We start from the raw sequence: 18,519 nt of genomic DNA, 5'->3' as shown, positions 1-18,519 counted from the left end.
GGGGCGGCTCGCGTGGAACGGGGAGGGACGCCCGGTCGATTCCGGTCACACCGAGACGGGCCTCGTCAGCACGTCGACGTCGTCCACACGTACCCGCACCCGGTCGCCCACGGTCAACGGGAGATCAGCCCCGTGCTGAACGTGCACGCGAGACCCGTCCGCCATCGTCAGCAGCGAGCGGCGCGTGCTCCCGAGGAACGTGCTCTGCTCCACGACACCTGCGACGCCGTCCTCGCCCGCCCCGACGAGTCGGATGTTCTCCGGCCGCACGAACACCTCGCATGCCCCGTCCGGTGCCGGCGCGATGAGGGGCAGGCGTCGGCCCCAGACCTCGACCGCCCCGCCGGCGACGACGCCCGGGACCAGGCTCGACGCGCCGACGAACGCCGCCACCTCGGCGTCGGCCGGGCGCAGGTAGAGGTCTTCGGGACTGCCCACCTGCAGGATGCGACCGGCGCCCATCACCGCGACGCGGTCGGAGACCGCGAGGGCCTCCTCCTGGTCGTGCGTCACGAAAACGGTGGTCGTGCCGAGACGGAGCTGGATGCGGCGGATCTCGTCGCGCAGTTGCACGCGCACTTTGGCATCCAGGGCGGACAGGGGTTCGTCGAGCAGGAGGACGCGCGGTTCGGTCACCAGCGCGCGAGCGAGGGCGACGCGCTGCTGCTGGCCCCCGGAGAGCTGGTGCGCGTAGCGATCGGCCAGATGCCCGAGCCCCACCAGATCGAGGGCGTCGCCCGCGCGTCGCCGCGCCTGCGCGGTGCCGACCCCCCGGCGCCGCAGCCCGAAGGCGGCGTTGTCGAGAACGCGCAGATGGGGGAAGAGAGAGTACGACTGGAACACCATGCCGATGTCGCGCTTGTTCGTCGGCACGGTCGAGACGTCGCGTGCGCCGATGAGCACGTCGCCTCCGCTCGCCCTCTCGAGCCCGGCGATCACGCGGAGCGCCGTGGTCTTGCCGCAGCCCGAGGGCCCGAGCAGTGAGACGAACTCCCCGGGGGCGACGTCGAGGTCGACGCCGTGGAGCACGCGGGTCGTGCCGTAGTCCTTCACGACACCGCGCAGCTGCACGCCGGCGCTCTCGCGCTCGCCAAGCAGCAGGGCGTTCGCGTCGGTGTCGGGGAGCGCGCGGACCGGGGAGTCGGCGGTGGTCATGAGGTCTTCCTTCCGACGCCGATGCGTCCGACGCGTCCGATGACGAGCAGCAGCACGAACGCGAACGCGAGGGCCAGCAGCGTGAAGATGGCTGCGACCCAGCCGTCCTGCTTGTTGACGACGAGAAGCGCGGTCTGCAGCGTCTGCCGGTTGAGCAGCGACGCGATGGTGAACTCGCCGAGCACGACCGCCACCGAGATGAGCGAGGCCGCGAGCAGGCCCGACCGCAGGTTGGGCAGGATCACCCGCAGCAGCACGGCGCTCCATCCCGCGCCGAGCGTGCGCGCCGCCTCGGCCAGGGTCGTGACGTCGATCGCGTCGATCGAGGCCTGGATCGAGCGGTAGGCGAACGGGAGGACGAGGATGCCGTAGGCGAAGGCGAGCGTCCACGCTCCGGTTCCGAGGCTGCGGCCGATCTGCAGGTAGATGGGCGTGAGACCCACCACCAGCACGATCGCGGGGAGCGAGATCGGCAGCAGGGCGACGAACTCGAACACGCGACGCAGCCCGGGGAACGCGAGGGCGACGAGCACCATCGTCGGGGTGAACAGGCAGAGCACCAGGGCCACGGTCACGGCGGCGAGCACGAGCGAGTTGCCCAGGCCCGTCCAGATCGGACGGTACTTCGCCGCGTTCGCGGGGTCGAAGATACCGGCCCAGTGCGTCAGCGACAGGCCCGAGGCGCCGGGGGCGGGCGCGAGCGTGAACAGCAGCGTGGCGACGAAGGGCACGGCGACGACGGCGGTCACGACGACGCCGATGATCCAGCGCGCTGCGCGCGGGGGAGCGAGAGGGTTCACGACCGCCACCTCGAAGCGCGTCTTTGCACGAGGGAGTACAGCGTCATCGCGAGGGCGACGACGACGATCATGCCCAGGGCGAGGGCCCCGGCGAGGTTCTCCCGCCCCAGGACCGTCTCGCTCGTCAATGCCGAGCGGATCTGCAAGGGCACGATCTGCGAACCCTGGCTGGCCAGGGCCGCGGCCGTCGCGTACGACGAGAAGGCGTTCGCGAACAGCAGCAGCGAGCTCGCGAGAAACGACGGGGCGAGCACCGGCATCCCGACCTGACGCCAGAACCCGGCGCGCGTGCCGCCGAGGGTCAGGTGCGCCTCCATCCACTGCGGCTTCAGCGCGGCGAGGGCCGGCATGAACGTGATGATCATCAGCGGCACCTGGAACAGCAGGTAGGCGATGGCCACCCCGGGCAGGTCGTAGAGCCACATCCCGTTCTCGTACAGCGAGATCCCGGTGAGCTCGGCCAGCGCCACGGTCACGACGCCCTTCGCGCCGATCGCGGCGATGAGCACGAAGGCGAGCATCACCCCGCCGAACTGGGCGAGGACTCCGGATGCCGCATCGACGGCTGTGCGCACCGCGCCCGACTCGGGAAGCCCCAGCATCGCCCAGCACACCAGGGCGCCGATGACCGCTCCGATCGCGGCCGTCGCCAGCGACAGCATCGCGGAATTCGCGAACGTGGACAGCACCAGCGGGTCGCCGAGGGCGGCGACGTTGTCGAGCGTGAAAACCCCCGCTTTGTCGACGAAGCCGGAGGCGACCGCGAGGACCGTCGGCAGGACGAGGAAGAGCGCGATGTAGAGGACGAACGGCAGGAGGCCGACCGCGCTCCACCCGCGACGCGCCGCGCCCCGCGGCGCCGGAACGGACGGCTCCGGCACCGCGGGGGCGACGACCTGGTCGAGGACCGTCACTGGACCGCCGTCGCCCACTTCTGTCCGAGGGTCTCGCCGGCGGCGGTCGACTGCTGCTCCGTCGGGACGACGGTGTCGCCGGGGGCGGTCGGCAGCGCCTCGGCGAGGGCCTCGTCGATCGTTCCGGCGGAGGTCATCGCCTCCATGCGGGCCGGGCGCGCTCCGCCCTTGAGCCAGAGGTTCTGCACCTCGTCGCTGTAGAGGAACTCCTGCCACAGGCGCGCCGCCGCGGGGTGCGGGGCGTCCTTGTTGATGGCCTGGTTGTAGTACCCGGCGTAGCCCGTGCCCGGCAGTACCACGGTCTTCCACGTGGGGACGGCGGAGGCCTGCGCGGCGTTGAGGTAGTCCCAGTCGAAGACGACCGGGGTCTCGCCGCTCGCGATCGTGGCGTCGGTGGGGTCGACCTTGAGGAAGTTGCCGGCCGCGTTGAGCTCGCCGAAGAATTCGATTCCGGGCGTGAAGTCGTCGAGCGTGCCGTCGTTCTGCACGGTCGCCAGGCCCACGGCGGCGAACGCCGAGCCCGCCTGCGTGGGGTCGCCGTTGATCGCGACGGCGCCCTTGTACGCGGGCTTCAGCAGGTCGCTCAGCTGCGTCGGGGCGGGGAAGCGCGCCGAGTCGTATCCGATCGACATGTACCCGCCGTAATCACCGACGAACAGCCCCGAGGGCTCCTTCAGCGCGTCGGGGATCTCGTCGAAGGTCTCGACCTTGTACGCGGCGAACCGGTCGGTGTTCTGCAGGGCGACCGCCAGGCCCAGGTCGAAGACGTCGGGCGCGGTGTCGAGGCCCTCGTTGGCGGTCGCCGCCTGGATCTCCTCGGCGCTGGAGACGTCGGGGGACTGCTCATTGACGGTGATCTCGGGGTAGCGCTGCGCGAAGAGGTCCAGGATCTCCCCGTAGTTGGCCCACGTGCGCGGCAGGGCGATCACGTTCAGCTGGCCCTCGGCCTTCGCGGCGGTCTCGAGGTCGGCCAGAGCGCCGAAGTCGGCGAGGCTCGTCGCGGTCGCGGCGTCCGTGCCGCCGTCGGCGGGGGAGGCCGCGCTGCCGCCCGCGCATCCGGCGAGGGCGAGGGCCGCGACCGTGACGAGGGCGAATCCGGCGATCGGGCGTCCGGCGGAGAAGCTCGGGAATGACATGGGGGTTCCTCTCGGATCTCTCGGGAGTGCCGGCGGGCTCCGCCGCGGGCATGAGACGGAGCGAACCTATGGGGCACTCATGACCGCCGGGAGCGCGCCGGGTGAACTCAGGTCATCCGCGGGTGAAACGGATCGCGCACAGGCGGCCACACGAGAGGGGCCCCGCCGGTCCAGGCCGGGCGCCGATCACGGTCCTCAGCGGGAGGAACGAGCGGTGCGACCGCGCACGATTCCGACGAAGGTCTCGACGTCGTCGGTGGTGTTCTCACGCAGCCACGCCAAGGCGACCGTGGAGCGCAGGCCATCGGCGAGGACGCGGTAGTCGACGTCTCGGCGCTGATGAGCGCGCGCGAGCGACATCGGAACGATCACGACGCCGACGCCCGCGGCCACCGTCGCGATGGCCTCGGCGGTGTCGGCCGGGGGCGCGAACGCCGGGGCCACGGCATTCGGGACCTCGGTGTGCAGCACGTCGTCGGCGGGGACGATCACGATCTCGCCGGCCAGGTCGGCGAGGGTGAGCTCATCGGCTGCGAGGAGGTGCGACTCGGTGGCCGTCACCACCACGGGGAGTTCTTCGTACAGCTCGATGACGTGGACGTCGTCGGATGCCGCGAGGGGAAGCCGCACCAGGGCGGCGTCGACGTCGCCGAGCGCCTCCCGCTGCGCGGCGACGGGGATCTCGCGGAGCTCCAGTGACACGTGCGGCAAGCGCTCGCGCCAGACGCCGATCCATTTGCCGGGCGTCGCCCCCGGGACGGCCCCGAGGCGGAATTCGCGCGGCTCGGGGGGAGGCGTCGGCTCGGCGCGGCGCGGGGTCTTCGGCGCGGGGCGCGGTCGTCCCTTCGACGCCGCACGAGCGGGCCCCCCTCGTCGCGACGCGCCGCCGCGACCGCGGGAGCCCGAACCGTTCACCATGGTCCCAGGCTAGCCGCGCCGCTAACGTGGGGGGATGACCGGCGTCCTGGCACTCGTCATCGCGGGGCTCGCTGCCCTGCTGCACGTCTACATCTTCGTGCTCGAGAGCGTGCGGTGGACGCGGCCCCAGACGTGGAAGGTGTTCGGCATCGCCGATCAGCGCGCCGCTGAGATCACGAAGCCGATGGCGTACAACCAGGGGTTCTACAACCTGTTCCTCGCGATCGGCGCCGGCGTGGGCGTGGTGCTGTGGATCGTGAACGGCACGGGCGACGTCGCGGGGCGGACGCTGTTGATCTTCTCGCTCGGCTCGATGCTCGCGGCCGCACTCGTGCTCGTCACCTCGGGTCGGAAGTATCTCCGCCCCGCCGCCATCCAGGGGACGCTCCCGCTCCTGGGACTCGTGCTGACGATCCTCGCCTGACCGGTCGGCCACCACGCGCCCCCGGCGGCGCGCCGGCGCCCCGCCCGGGGAAAACGAAGACCCGCACGCTCGGTGGAGTCGTGCGGGTCGATGAATGCCCCTCGGCGGGGTCAGGCCGCGAGGCGCAGGCCCCGGCGGTCGGTCGCGACGGCTTCGCCGTCGTTGATGATCTCGTCGTCGCCGATGAGCGACCCCACCGCGATCCGCGCGTTGTGGCCGACCTGGGTGCGGACGCCGATGTGCGCTCCGGCGCCGATGACCGCTCCCGCACAGATGTGCGCGTGCGGTTCGATGCGGGCCTCCGGACCGATGACGGCGTCGGATTCGATCCACGCGCCGCGACCCACTCGAACACCGGCCGCGATCTGAACGCCGGGTTCGACGTAAGCGCCGTTCTCCACGAGCGCCGACGGGTGGACCTTCGCGCCGTGCGCGACGAGTCCTCGACCATTGACGTGCTTGCGGTAACGCAGCGTCTCGCCGTGGTCGTTCTCGATGTCGATGTAGTTCTTTCCCACGATCCCCTCCGGTCGGCCTTCGGGTATGCCGACATGTCTGACAACGGGTGGGGAATGCTCTTCATTCCCTCGAATGGTTCTTCGTCGCCCCTCCCGCTATCGGTTTCCTCGATGTCGAGAGATCGTCTGCGGTCCGTCGTCCGGCGTTGTGTTGTCCCCTTGTTCTCGCATGTCGAACCGACAGTCGCGGCCGGGTTGACAGCGACCTGCGGGAGCGTCGGTTTTCGAGCGGATGCCGTGACCCGGGCGCATGCTGCGGACCCGCCCGGTGCGAGCCGGATCCGCGGGCAGCCGGGCGCGCGACTCGGGCGGGAGATCCGGACTGGCGTGGTGCGAGGCGGGCCCGCGGTGCGTCGCCGCGCGTGAGGCGGACTCCTGCGATGCGGGGCGGGGCACGGCGCGCCGCCGAGCGTGGCGCGCGCGACGCGGACACCCGTGGTGCGGGGCGGGCCGGGGTCAGCCGGGTTGGCAGGTGGGGCACCAGAACACGTTGCGCTCGCTCGTGTCCGTCGCCCCCAGGGTCGTGGCGCGGATCGGGGTCCCGCAGCGCCGGCAGGGCGCGCCCTCTCGCCCGTAGACCCAGAAGCGGCGACCGGGCCTGCTGTCGCCGGTGAACGTGCGCTCCGGGCGCGGCAGATTCGCTCGGATCATGCGCTCGCCGAGGGCGATCGTGGCGCGGGCGTCGATCTGCGTCGCGGGGGTCGTGGGGGCGATTCCCCGCACGAAGAGGAGCTCGTTGGCGTAGACGTTGCCGAAGCCCGCCACGTTGCGCTGATCGAGCAGGGCGACATGGGCGGCCCTGTCGTCGACCGCGACCCGTCGCACCGCCTCCGCCTCGTCCCAGTCGTCCGCGAGCAGGTCGGGGCCCAGGTGCCCGATCACGGTGTGCTCGTCGGCGGTGCGCAGCACCTCGACCATGGCGAGGTCGAAGCCGACGGCATCCACGCCCTCGACCCCGACGATCGCGCGGGCCTTGAACGCGGGGCGTCGCCATCGCTCGCCGGGACGGTAGAGGTCCCAGCGGCCCTCCATCTTGAGGTGCGAGTGCAGGGTGTACCCGCCGATGCGGTGGAGCAGATGCTTGCCGCGGGCCGCGACCTCGTGAACGGTTTCGCCGCGCAGGTCGGCGGTGGCGCTACCGGGCACGCGGATGTCGAAGCGTGTGACGACCTTGCCCGCCAGAGCGGCGTTGAGCTTCGCGGCGGCGCGGTAGACGGTATCGCCCTCAGGCACGGGCGGCCTCTCGCAGGGTGTCGCCGGCGGTGAGCTTGCGCAGCGTCAGGCCCTTCGGCGACTCCACGAACCCCGCCTCGCGGAGGGCGCGCCCGACGGCCGTGCCGTAGACGAACTCGCCGTTCACCTGTTCCACCGTCAGCGTGTCAAGCCGCCTCTTCCGCGCCGTCTCCGCGAGATGGCGGGCAGCGGCCTGCAGCGACGCCTCGTCATCGGTGAAGGCCAGGGCGCTGCGCCCCCCGCGCTCGAGGTACAGCGTCAGCTCGCCGTCGACGAGCACGACCAGGCCTCCGGCCTTGCGTCCGGGCCGGTGCGTGACCCCTTCGATCGCGGGCCAGCCGAGCGCGGCGCCGTAGGGGTTGGCGGGATCGGTCGCTGCGAGCGTGACGGTCCGCAGCGGTGGGGGATCGGCGACCGCGGCGAACTCGCGCAGGCGGTCGACGGTCGCGGATGCCGCGAATTGCGCGGCGCCCAGCTTCTCGATGACGTAGCCGCGTCGGCAGTGCCCGGCCTCCTCGAACCCGGCGAGGATGCGGTAGACCTGTGCGAACCCGCCCGGCACCCCCTCCGACTGGACGGCGCCGCGCGTGACGACGCCGTATCGGTCGAGAAGGAGGCTCGCGGTCGCGGTCGCGCGCGCCGCGGCATCCGGTTCGCGCTCGGGTAGGAGCGACCAGCGTCCGCCGAGCGAGGGCGGACGCGGAGCCGAGGTCGCGCGGGGCATGGCCGCGCCGCGGTACATCCGGGCTCGCGGAGCCCGCCGTGCGACGCGGTGCGACTGCCCTCCGCCACTGAGCAGGGTGCGCACCGGAGCGAACGTGTCGTTCGTCACGCGCCCCGCCCAGGTGAGCGCCCACAGGGCGTCGTTGACGGACTGCTCGTTCTCGGCGCCGGCCAGCTGCTTCAGCTGCGCCGCGAAGTACGCTCCGCCCCCGGTGAGCGCCGCGAGCAGCCGCGCCTCGAGCGAGTCGGGGGCGGGGTCATCGGCGTCATCCGGATCCTGCAGGGTGAAGGGGGCAGCCTCCGCCGGGTGCAGGGCGATCCACCCGTCGCGGCCCGGCAGGGTGCCGTGGCCCGACCAGACGACCTCTCCCGTGGCGGTCAGCTCGTCGAGCAGGGCGGGGGTGTAGTCGGCGACGCGCGAGGGGAGCACGAGCGACTCCCACGCGCTCGCGGGAATGGGAACCCCCGCCAGCTGCTCGACGACGGCCAGGACGCCGTCGATGCCCTCGAGCGGCCGACCGAGGTGCTGCCATACGGGCAGGAACCGCGCATAGGCGGCGGGCGGCACGGGCTCGACGCTGCCCCGGATCGCGGCGAGGGAGCGCATGCGCAGCCGCCGCAGCACCTCGACGTCGCACCACTCGGTGTCGTCGCCGCGCGTGCCCCCCGATGCCTCCGGGAGGAAGAACCCGCTCGACAGGCGCCCCTGCGATTCGAGGCGCTGCAGAGTGAGACGCGCGACCGCGACACCCACTCCGAGGCGCTCGGCCACGGCATCCGTCGTGAACGGGGCGTGCGTGCGGGCGTAGCGGGCCACGAGGTCGCCGAGCGGATCGGCGAGCGGTTCGAGGAAGGCGTTCGGGATGCCGACGGGCAGCGCCGCGCCCAGCGCGTCGCGCAGACGGCCGGCGTCTTCGATGCCAGCCACGCGCGCGACACCGGCGATCGTCACGCGGATGGCGCGACGGTCGTCGACGAGCGTCGCGAGGTGCTGTTCCGCCTCGGCGAGGGCGTCCCCCTCGCTGTCGAGACGGGCCGCCACCTCGGCCGCGTCGAGGGGGCCCAGGATGCGCAGCAGGTCGGCGACCCCCTCCACGCCCCGAGCGCGTCGGTCGGGGTCGAGGCGCTGCGCTTCGCGCTCGAACTGCGCGATCACCTCGGGGTCGAGCAGCTCGCGCATCTCGACCTTGCCCAGCAGCTCGCTCAGCAGCGCCGGATCGACCGAGAGTGCGGCGGCGCGACGCTCGGCCAGGGGGGAGTCGCCCTCATACATGAAGGCGCCCACGTAGCCGAACAGCAGATCGCGGGCGTACGGCGAGGGCTGCGAGGTCGTGATCTCGACGAGGCGGATCCTCCGCTCGCCGATCTGCCGGGTGAGGCGCAAGAGGGCGGGCAGGTCGTAGACGTCTTGGAGGACTTCGCGCAGCGTCTCGAGGATGATCGGGAAGCTGGGATGCCGCTTCGCCACCTCGAGCAGCTGAGCGGAGCGCTGCCGCTGCTGCCAGAGGGGGGAGCGGCGATTGGGGTTGAGTCGGGGGAGTAGCAGGGCACGAGCGGCGCATTCGCGGAACCGCGAGGCGAACAGCGCTGAGCCGCCGACCTCGTCGGTCACGATCTGCTCGAGCTCGTCGGGCTCGAAGACGAAGAGGTCGGCGCCGGGCGGTTCGGCCGCGGCATCCGGAACGCGCGCGATGATGCCGTCGTCGCTCGCCACGGCGGCGCCCTCGACGCCGAGCCGTTCGCGGATACGCGCGTTGACGGCCAGGGCCCAGGGCGAGTGCACCTGCATGCCGTACGGGGAATGGAGGATGATGCGCCAGTCGCCGACCTCGTCGCGGCTGCGCTCGACCGTCAGCGTCTTGTCGGTGGGAAGGCTCCCCGTGGCCTCGCGCTGCTCGGCCAGGTAGGCGAGGAGGTTGGTGATGGCGTTGTCGTCGAGTCCGGATTCGCGCAGCCGCTCCTCGGCTTTGGTGCGGTCGACTCCGGCGATGTCTCGCGAGAACTTCCCCAGCGCCTCGCCGAGTTCGGCGGGGCGCCCGATGCCGTCGCCGTGCCAGAACGGGAGCTTTCCGGGTTGCCCGAACGCCGGGACGACGTTCACGCGGTCGTGGGTGATCTCCACGATGCGCCAACTGGTCGTGCCGAGGGTGAACACGTCATTGACCCGCGACTCGTAGACCATCTCTTCGTCGAGCTCGCCCACGCGGGCGTTCTGCGATTCTCCGGCGACGAAGACGCCGAACAGGCCACGGTCGGGGATGGTGCCGCCGCTGGTCACGGCGACGCGCTGGGCGCCCGGGCGCCCCGTCAGCGTTCCGGCATCGCGGTCCCACACCAACCGGGGACGCAGCTCGGCGAACTCGTCGGAGGGGTAGCGGCCGGCGAGGAGGTCGAGCGTCGCCTCGTAAGCCGACCGGGGGAGGGACCGGAACGGTGCGCTGCGCTTGACCGTGTCGAACCATTCCTCGACGTCGATCGATCCCAGGGCGGAGGCGGCGACGGTCTGCTGCGCGAGGATGTCGAGCGGGTTCTGGGGCACGGAGATGGCCTCGATGCGCCCGCCCAGCATGCGTTCCGTGACCACGGCCGTGTGCAGCACGTCGCTGCGGTGCTTCGGGAAGAGGGCGGCGCGGCTCACCTCGCCGACCTGGTGGCCCGCGCGCCCGACGCGCTGGAGCCCGGATGCCGCGCTCGGCGGCGACTCGACCTGGATGACGAGGTCGACCGAGCCCATGTCGATCCCGAGCTCGAGGCTGCTCGTGGCCACCACGCAGCGCAATGCGCCCGACTTGAGCTCGTCTTCGACCTGGGCCCGCTGTTCCTTCGAGACCGAACCGTGGTGGGCCTTCGCGAGGATCGCGGACACCCCGGCGGACGAGCCCGCCTGCGCCATCTGGACCGCCGGCACGGTCGGCTCGGGCACGTCGATGCCCTGGCGCTCGGCGTAGATCTCGTTCAGTCGTCCGGTCAGCCTCTCGGCGAGCCGACGGGAGTTCGCGAACACGATGGTCGATCGCCGCTCCAGGATGCGATCGACGATGGCCTCCTCGACGTGGGGCCAGACCGACCCCGCCATCTCGGTGCTCTCGGGGCGCTCGGAGAACCACTCGCCCTCGCCGGCGTCGTCGGGCGCAGGGGATCCCGGCGGCGGAGGCGGGTTCAGCATGTCGTCGACGGGCACGACGACCGAGAGGTCGAAGGCCTTCGTGGCCTTCGGCGCCACGATGTCGACGGGCTGCGCTCCGCCGAGGAACCGCGCCACCTCGTCGATCGGCCGCACCGTGGCCGACAGACCGATGCGCTGGGCGGGCGCATCGAGGAGGGCGTCGAGACGCTCGAGGCTCACCGCGAGATGCGCACCGCGCTTGGTGGCGGCGACCGCGTGCACCTCGTCGATGATGACCGTGTGCACGCCGCGCAGGGTCTCGGCCGCCTGGCTCGTGAGCATCAGGTAGAGCGACTCGGGGGTGGTGATGAGGATGTCGGGCGGATCGGTGACGAGCTTCCGGCGGTCGCTCGAGCTGGTGTCTCCCGATCGCACGCCCACGCTCACGGCCGGGACGTCGATGCCGAGCCGTCGTGCCGACTGGCCGATGCCGACGAGGGGAGAGCGGAGATTGCGCTCCACGTCGACGCCCAGCGCCTTCAGGGGGGAGATGTACAGGACGCGGGTGTTCGCCGCCGGGGTCTTGGCGGCGGTCTTCCTGCCCCGGCGCGCGGGCGCGGCATCCGCAGCCTCGGGGGCCTTCTCGCGGAAGATGCGGTCGATCGCGAAGAGGAAGGCCGAGAGGGTCTTGCCCGAACCTGTCGGGGCGACGACGAGCGCATTGCGACCGGACGACACGGATTCCCACGCGCCCTTCTGCGCGTTGGTGGGCGCGGAGAAGGCGCCCCGGAACCAGTCCTGCGTCGCAGGACCGAATTTCTCGAGCACGTCGGCCATGCCGACATCCTCTCCCGGACCTCCGACATCGGCTCGGGCTTGACGTTCGCTGGTCGCGGAACAGCGCCATCTCGTCACACCGAGCCGTGAGAGCGGACGAGGAGCGAGACCGTCCGCGATCGGGCGCGGGGGCAGGGGATCTCGGAACAGGCGGGCGGCCTCGGCGCCCAGCCGCCCGCCTCATGGCGCGTTCTCGGACAGGCGCCCGTCGTCCACCCGCAGCCGGAGGTCGAGGCCGAGGCGCGCGAGGAACGCGTCGTCGTGGCTGACCACGAGGACGGCGCCCCGGAAGGCCTGGAGCGCCGCAACGAGCTGATCGACCGTGTCGAGGTCGAGATTGTTGGTCGGCTCATCGAGCACGAGCAGCTGCGGCGGGGGATCCGCGAGGAGCAGCCGCGCGAGCGCGACGCGGAAGCGCTCGCCGCCGGACAGCGACCCCACGGGTCGACCGACGGCATCCCCGCGCACGAGGAACCGTGCCAGTCGATCGCGCACGAGCGCCACCGGAACGCGCGGCGCCGCCGCGCACACGGTGTCGAGGACGGATGCCGCGTCGTCAAGGCCGTCGAGACGCTGCGGCAGATAGCCGATGTGCTCGACGCTCGCTCGGGCGCGGATCGGCCCTGCGGGGTCCATTTCGCCCACGAGGCTCTCCAGCAGCGTCGTCTTGCCGATGCCGTTGCGACCCACCAGGGCGACGCGCTCGCGACCCGTGACGATCCACTCGCGTTCGCCGTCGCCGAGGGACAGGATCCGTCTCCCGGCCGCGTTGCCCGAATCGGGCAGGTCGATGCGCACCACGTCGTCGTCACGCACCCGGGCCGACGCCTCGCTCAGCGCCGCGCGCGCGGCATCCTCCTTGCCCTTCATCTCCGTGCTCAGCCGCCCGGCGCTCACCTGCGCCGCGTTCGCCCGTCCTCCCGCGATGATCTTGGGGACGCGCTTCTCGACCTGCGCCTTGTGCGCGACGCGCGATCGGGTGGCGAGCTTGTCGGACGACTCGATGCGCTGGCGACGCTCGCGGCGCAGGGACTGGGCCGCGTCGCGCTCGGCGCGCACGGCGGCCTCCTGTTCCGCGTCGCGCTGCGCACGCCACGCGCTGTAGGGGCCGCCGACGACGCTCAGGGTGCGGCCGTAGAGCTCGGCCGTGGCATCCATGCGCTCGAGCAGACCGACGTCGTGACTGACGACGATCAGCGTGCCGGGCCAGCTCTCGACGAGCTCGCTCACGCGCGCCCGGGCGTCGCGGTCGAGGTCGTTGGTCGGTTCGTCGAGGAGCGTGATATCGGCCGCGCGGGCGCGGAGCCCGACGAGCGCGGTGAGCATCGTCTCCCCTCCCGAGAGCTCCCCGACCGTGCGGTCCAGGGCATCGGATGCCAGACCTGCCTCGGCGAGCAGGGTGTGGGCGCGGGCCTCGACATCCCAGTCGTCGCCGACCGCGTCGAAGTGGTGCGGTGCCACGTCGCCCGACTCGATGGCGCGAAGGGCGGTGAGCGCCGTCTCGACGCCGAGGAGTGCCGAGACGGGCCGGTGCGGATCCGCCGCCGGACGCTGCGGGAGCATGACGACGTCACCGGATGCCGAGACCGTGCCGGACGTGGGGGTGAGGTGCCCCGCGGCCACGCGCAGGAGCGTGGACTTGCCGGCTCCGTTTCGGCCGACGAGACCGGTGCGCCCCCGGCCGAGGGCGCCGGAGACCTCGTCGAGGGCGACGGTTCCGTCGGGCCACACGAGGCGGACGCGGTCGAGAACGAGAGAGGGGGAGAGAGCTGACATGACGGGACTCCGGGAACGCGGGATGCGCGGACACCGGACCCGTCCGCGTCAGCGGAGGGCGGCCGAGGAAACGGCGGGTCGACGGGTCAGCGCGCGGACAGGGGCGCGGAAGCGTCGACGTTCTTCACCGGAGGAGACCTCGTTCTCGGGGACAGGAATATCCACCGTAACCGCAGACCGGTCGTGGGGGAACCCCCGGCCGCATCGAGGGAGGGCGCCACGACATCCGTGAGCGTAGGCACGGCCGCCGGTGCGCGAGGTCGCACCGGCGTCACGGCTCACCCGGTGCTCGACGGCGACGCGAGCGCGAGTCGCGCGTCGAGGAACGCCCGTACGTCGTCGAGCTCGTCCTGCGAGATCGAGTGGGTGAGACCCGGGTAGACACGGCCGCTGAGCTCGCTGTGCACGGGGAGCCACTGCGCCGTCGCGTCGACGAGGGCCGCCGGGATGACGTCGTCCGCCGCTCCGCGTCCCCAGAACACCGGGGGTCGACGCGCGGCGAGGACGGCGTCTCCCGGGAGCTCCCCGCCCGCGGCGTATCCCGCGAGGACGACCGCGAAGGAGACGGCGTCGGGATCGGCGCGCAGCGTCTGCAGGGCCACCGCGCCGCCCTGCGAGAACCCGAGCAGGCCCACGGGCGCGTCGCCCACGGCATCCCGGACCCAGGCGAGCACCGCGCGCGCGGCCAGGGTGACGGCGTCGGGGTCGCGACCGTCGAGGCCCTCGATCGGGTACCACGACGCGCCCGGCATGGGCCACGGCGGCGCGAGGGGCGCCCGCACGCTCGCGACCACGAACCGTTCCGGCAGGTACGGCGCGAGACCGAACAGGTCGTGCTCGTCGGAGCCGTAGCCGTGGAGCAGGAGGAGCACCGGCCGGTCGCCGCGCTCGCTCGGGGGGACGGACCACCGCACGACGGACGGGTCGAGGGAGGGATGCGCACTCATGCCGCCATTGTGGCAAAGGCCTCCGACACGATGGCATGCGCGAGGGGTGGCGGGGGCGAGGACCCGGAAGCCGTCGCGCGCGAACCGCCCCGGACGATCGCCCGGCGACCGCGCCGGCATCGGAAACGCGGCATCCGGAGCAGACGTTGATATACAGGGAGCATGCCCGTGCGCACCCCCGACCCCGAACCCGGCGACAACGGCGACGAGCGCGAACCGCTCTCCGCCTCGTTCTCAGGCGCGCAGGGAGGTCCCCACCCCAACCCGGGCTGGCTGAGCGAGGTCGAGCTCGCGGAGGCGCGTCGACGCCTGCCGATGCTCTACGTCGAGGCGCTCCCGGTGCGCACCGACGGCATGGGCGCGGTGACGCAGGTCGGCATCCTGCTGCGGGCGACGCCGCTCGGCGAGATGACCCGCACGTTGGTGTCGGGCCGCGTGCGCTACGGCGAGACGGTGCGCGACGCGCTCTTCCGCCACCTCGAGAACGACCTCGGACCGATGGCGTTCCCCCTGCTGCCTCCGCAGCCCACCCCGTTCACGGTGGCGGAGTACTTCCCGCTCCCGGGTGTGAGCGCCTTCCACGACGACCGGCAGCACGCCGTGTCCCTCGCATACGTCGTGCCCGTCACCGGCACGTGCGAACCGCGCCAGGACGCGCTCGAGGTCACGTGGCTGTCGCCGCAGGAGGCGGCATCCGATGCGCTCTCCGACGAGATGGAGGGCGGTCGCGGCACGCTCATCCGGCTCGCGCTGGCCTCGGTGGGCGCCCTGCGCTGACCTTTCCTCCCCAGCGGCGGGTCGCCCGGAGGTTCTCCACCGCCCATTGCCCGGCGTCGGAGGCTCTGCCTAGGGTCGGAGGATGCCGGATTCTCCCCTGGAACCCCTGACCCTGCCCCGCGACCTCGACGGCTGGCGCGCGTTCGCCCATGAGCGTCCGCGCACGCTTCTCGATCGGGTCGCCGAGATCGACGCGCGACTCGTCGCCGAGGCCGAAATGACGCTGCGGGAGCGTCTCGCGCTCTGGAACGAGGCGGATCTCGCGCTCGCCGAGGCCGCGGCGCCCTCCCACCTCCTCAGCGAGTCGCACCCCGATGCCGGGGTCCGCGACGCCGCCGAGAAGCAGGCGCAGGCCGTGGATGCCGTGCAGTCGCGCCGTCTCCTCGACCGCGGGCTGTGGAGCGTCTTCGCCGAGGCCGACCCCGACGGGCTCGACGCCGACGAGCAGCGCTTCCTCGAGCACGTGCGGCGCGACTTCCGTCGCGGGGGCGTCGACCTCGCGGATGCCGACCGAGAGCGCGTGCGGGAGCTGACCGATCGCGACACCGAGCTGTCGCTGACGTTCTCGCGCAACATCCGCGAAGGCCGTCGCGAGATCAAGGTCCCGGCGTCGGCGCTCGACGGCCTGCCCGACGACTTCCTCGCCGAGCACCCCGCCGACGACGAGGGGATGGTCACGCTCACCACCGAGTACACCGATCTCATGCCCGTGCGCGAGTATGCGCGCGACCGGTCGGTCCGCCACGCGCTGGTGGGCGCGTACAACGACCTCGCGTGGCCCGGCAACGAGCCCGTGTTGGCCGAGCTGCTCGCCGTCCGTGCCGAGCGGGCCCGGATCCTCGGATACGGCGACTGGGCCGACTACGAGACCGAGACGCGCATGATCGGCTCGAGCGCCGCGGTCGCCGCGTTCCTCGAACGGGTGGCGGAGGCGGCGGCCCCGGCGGCGACCGCCGAGTACGAGCGCGTCCTCGCCCGCCTGCGCCGCGACGACCCCGCCGCCGACGCCGTCACGATCGCGGACTTCTGGTACGTCCTCAGCGCGCTCAAGCGCGAGGAGTACGACGTCGACGCGCAGCTGGTGCGATCGTACTTCCGCTTCGACCGCGTGCTCGACGGGGTGCTCGCCACCACCGGGCGCCTGCTCGACGTGGAGTACGTGCCCGTCGAGGCTCCCTCGTGGCACGACGACGTGCGCACGTACGACGTCGTCCGCGCGGGCGAGCGACTCGGTCGCATCCACCTCGACCTCCACCCTCGCGAGGGCAAGTACAACCACGCCGCATGCTTCGGACTCGCCTCCGGCATCGCGGGACGCGCGCTGCCGGAATCGGTCCTGCTGTGCAACTTCTCGCGCGGACTGCTCGAGCACGACGAGGTCGTGACCTTCTTCCATGAATTCGGTCATCTCGTGCACGACATCCTCGGCGGCCACCAGAAATGGGCGCGCTGGACGGGGGTCGCCACCGAGTGGGACTTCGTCGAGGCGCCCAGCCAGCTGCTCGAGGAATGGGCGTGGGACGCCGAGGCGCTCGCCGCCTTCGCCGTGAACGACCGGGGCGAGTCCATCCCCGCCGACCTCGTCGCGCGCATTCGCACGGCCGACGCCTTCGGGCGCGGTCTCGAGGTGACCCGGCAGCTCGGGCACGCGACGACCTCGTACCGCCTGCACGTCGATCGGCCCGCCGACCTGCAGTCCGCGGTCGACGGCTACTACCGCGCCGCGAGTCCGGTGACCCCGCTCGACGGCTCGCACTCGTACGCCGGGTTCGGTCATCTCACGGGCTACGGGGCCTGCTACTACACCTACCAGTGGAGCCTCGTCATCGCGCGCGATCTGCTGTCGGCGTTCGGCGACGACCTCTTCGACGTCGACACGGCGACGCGTTACCGTCGCGAGATCCTCGAGCCCGGCGGCACGCGCGACGCGCGTGAGCTCGTGATGGCCTTCCTCGGACGCGAGAGCACATTCGACGCCTACCGCGACTGGCTCGCGGGGGCGTGAGACGACGAGGGCCGCGGCATCCCCATCCGGATGCAGCGGCCCTCGCTCTCGCGTCGATCCCGCCCGCGACGGGTGTCGATGCGTCAGATCACGCGGTCGTCTCGCGCGCGATCGCGGCGACGAAGGCGTCGATGTCGTCTTCGGTCGTGTCGAAGGAACACATCCAGCGCACCTCGCGGCGCATCTCGTCCCAGTCGTAGAACCGGAAGCTCGCGCGCAGGCGATCGGCCACTCCGACCGGCAGGGTCGCGAAGACGCCGTTGGCCTGCGTGGGCTGCGTGAATTCGACGCCCTGGATCGAGCCGTCGGCGATACCCGCCTCGACGCCCGCGCGCAGGCGCTGCGCCATCGCGTTGGAGTGCCGGGCGTTGCGCAGCCACAGGTCGCCGTCGAGAAGGGCGACGAGCTGAGCCGAGACGAAGCGCATCTTGCTCGAGAGTTGCATGTCGAGCTTTCGGAGGTACGTCAGACCGGTCGAGGCTTCGGGGTCGAGCACGACGATGGCCTCGCCGATCATGGCGCCGTTCTTGGTTCCGCCGAAGCTCAGCACGTCGACCCCCGCGTCACGGGTGAAGGCGCGCAGCGGCACGTCGAGGGCGGCGGCGGCGTTCGCGATGCGCGCGCCGTCCATGTGGAGCCGCATGCCGTGCCCGTGCGCATGCGCCGCGAGCTCGCGGATCTCGTCGACGCTGTAGAGGGTGCCCAGCTCGGTCGACTGCGTGATCGAGACCACCAGCGGCTGCGCGCGGTGCTCATCACCCCAGCCCCAGGCCTCGCGGTCGACGAGCTCGGGCGTGAGCTTGCCGTCGTCGGTGGGGACCGTGAGCAGCTTGATGCCGCCCACGCGCTCGGGTGCTCCGCCTTCGTCGACGTTGATGTGCGCGGTGGATGCCGAGATCACGGCGCCCCAGCGGGGGAGCATCGACTGCAGCCCGACGACGTTGGCGCCCGTGCCGTTGAAGACGGGGTACGCCTCGACGCCGTCGCCCAGCAGCGAGACGAACAGCTCCTGCAGGCGCGCGGTGTAGACGTCTTCGCCGTACGCGACCTGGTGGCCTTCGTTGGCCGTCGCGATCGCGGCGAGCACGTCGGGGTGGATGCCGGAATAGTTGTCGGACGCGAAGCCGCGCACCGACGTGTCGTGGAGGGAAGTCACCCCTCCAGCGTAACTTTTCCCGGCTCCTCCCCAGGGGGGATCGCTCCACGGATGTCCGCACACCGCGTCGGGGTGTCGGCGGTCCCGACCACAA

General features: G+C 72.0%; 14 protein-coding genes. 3 read left to right on the top strand and 11 right to left on the bottom strand.

The features are described from left to right. Positions 1-45: 45 nt before the first annotated feature. From ACFZA2_RS04955 to ACFZA2_RS04935, 5 genes are all read right to left on the bottom strand, one after another. On the bottom strand, positions 46-1,155 hold the full coding sequence (locus ACFZA2_RS04955; protein WP_391401353.1) for an ABC transporter ATP-binding protein: 1,110 nt from the start codon (positions 1,153-1,155) through the stop codon (positions 46-48). After that, the gene (locus ACFZA2_RS04950; protein WP_391401350.1) at positions 1,152-1,955 is read right to left on the bottom strand and encodes an ABC transporter permease; all 804 of its coding nucleotides are present in this window, start codon (positions 1,953-1,955) and stop codon (positions 1,152-1,154) included. The genes ACFZA2_RS04955 and ACFZA2_RS04950 overlap by 4 nt, the downstream gene beginning before the upstream one ends. After that, the gene (locus tag ACFZA2_RS04945) at positions 1,952-2,869 is read right to left on the bottom strand and encodes an ABC transporter permease (RefSeq protein ID WP_391401347.1); all 918 of its coding nucleotides are present in this window, start codon (positions 2,867-2,869) and stop codon (positions 1,952-1,954) included. The genes ACFZA2_RS04950 and ACFZA2_RS04945 overlap by 4 nt, the downstream gene beginning before the upstream one ends. After that, entirely contained in the window at positions 2,866-4,005 is a 1,140-nt protein-coding gene (locus ACFZA2_RS04940; protein ID WP_391401344.1) for an ABC transporter substrate-binding protein, read from the bottom strand. Before ACFZA2_RS04940 ends, ACFZA2_RS04945 begins: the two co-directional genes overlap by 4 nt. A 195-nt stretch (positions 4,006-4,200) precedes the next feature. After that, positions 4,201-4,923: a LysR substrate-binding domain-containing protein gene (locus ACFZA2_RS04935; RefSeq protein WP_391401341.1), complete on the bottom strand. Its 723-nt coding sequence runs from the start codon at positions 4,921-4,923 to the stop codon at positions 4,201-4,203. A 34-nt stretch (positions 4,924-4,957) separates the two neighbouring features. On the opposite strand from ACFZA2_RS04935, the gene ACFZA2_RS04930 reads away from it, so the two are divergent. Further along, positions 4,958-5,347 (top strand): DUF1304 domain-containing protein, encoded by a 390-nt coding sequence (locus ACFZA2_RS04930; RefSeq protein ID WP_391401338.1) that lies wholly within the window; start codon positions 4,958-4,960, stop codon positions 5,345-5,347. Positions 5,348-5,457: 110 nt separating this feature from the next. Here the strand turns inward: ACFZA2_RS04930 and ACFZA2_RS04925 are convergent, their stop codons facing one another. From ACFZA2_RS04925 to ACFZA2_RS04905, 5 genes are all read right to left on the bottom strand, one after another. Then, a complete protein-coding gene (locus tag ACFZA2_RS04925; RefSeq protein WP_076673580.1) occupies positions 5,458-5,865 on the bottom strand; it encodes a transferase in 408 nt (135 codons plus the stop codon). Positions 5,866-6,321: 456 nt separating this feature from the next. Next, entirely contained in the window at positions 6,322-7,098 is a 777-nt protein-coding gene (locus tag ACFZA2_RS04920; RefSeq protein ID WP_366374258.1) for a DNA-formamidopyrimidine glycosylase family protein, read from the bottom strand. Next, on the bottom strand, positions 7,091-11,764 hold the full coding sequence (locus ACFZA2_RS04915; RefSeq protein WP_391401333.1) for an ATP-dependent helicase: 4,674 nt from the start codon (positions 11,762-11,764) through the stop codon (positions 7,091-7,093). Before ACFZA2_RS04915 ends, ACFZA2_RS04920 begins: the two co-directional genes overlap by 8 nt. A 180-nt stretch (positions 11,765-11,944) precedes the next feature. Then, on the bottom strand, positions 11,945-13,540 hold the full coding sequence (locus ACFZA2_RS04910; RefSeq protein ID WP_391401330.1) for an ABC-F family ATP-binding cassette domain-containing protein: 1,596 nt from the start codon (positions 13,538-13,540) through the stop codon (positions 11,945-11,947). A gap of 278 nt (positions 13,541-13,818) precedes the next feature. Beyond that, entirely contained in the window at positions 13,819-14,487 is a 669-nt protein-coding gene (locus tag ACFZA2_RS04905; RefSeq protein ID WP_391401327.1) for an alpha/beta hydrolase, read from the bottom strand. 162 nt (positions 14,488-14,649) lie between these two features. Here ACFZA2_RS04905 and ACFZA2_RS04900 point away from each other — a divergent pair, with 162 nt between their 5' ends. Next, positions 14,650-15,264, top strand: coding sequence for an NUDIX hydrolase family protein (locus tag ACFZA2_RS04900; protein WP_315993683.1), 615 nt, complete (start codon positions 14,650-14,652; stop codon positions 15,262-15,264). A gap of 82 nt (positions 15,265-15,346) precedes the next feature. After that, the gene (locus tag ACFZA2_RS04895) at positions 15,347-17,269 is read left to right on the top strand and encodes a M3 family metallopeptidase (RefSeq protein ID WP_391401324.1); all 1,923 of its coding nucleotides are present in this window, start codon (positions 15,347-15,349) and stop codon (positions 17,267-17,269) included. An 88-nt stretch (positions 17,270-17,357) separates the two neighbouring features. On the opposite strand, the gene ACFZA2_RS04890 is transcribed toward ACFZA2_RS04895, so the two are convergent. After that, positions 17,358-18,425 (bottom strand): threonine aldolase family protein, encoded by a 1,068-nt coding sequence (locus ACFZA2_RS04890; protein ID WP_391401321.1) that lies wholly within the window; start codon positions 18,423-18,425, stop codon positions 17,358-17,360. Positions 18,426-18,519: the final 94 nt, after the last annotated feature.

The sequence above is a fragment of the Microbacterium sp. NPDC007973 genome (assembly GCF_042958465.1).
GTDB lineage: Bacteria > Actinomycetota > Actinomycetes > Actinomycetales > Microbacteriaceae > Microbacterium > Microbacterium galbum.
The sequence above is the reverse complement of the archived record's forward strand: the minus strand, read 5'-3'. Positions and strand labels throughout refer to the sequence as shown.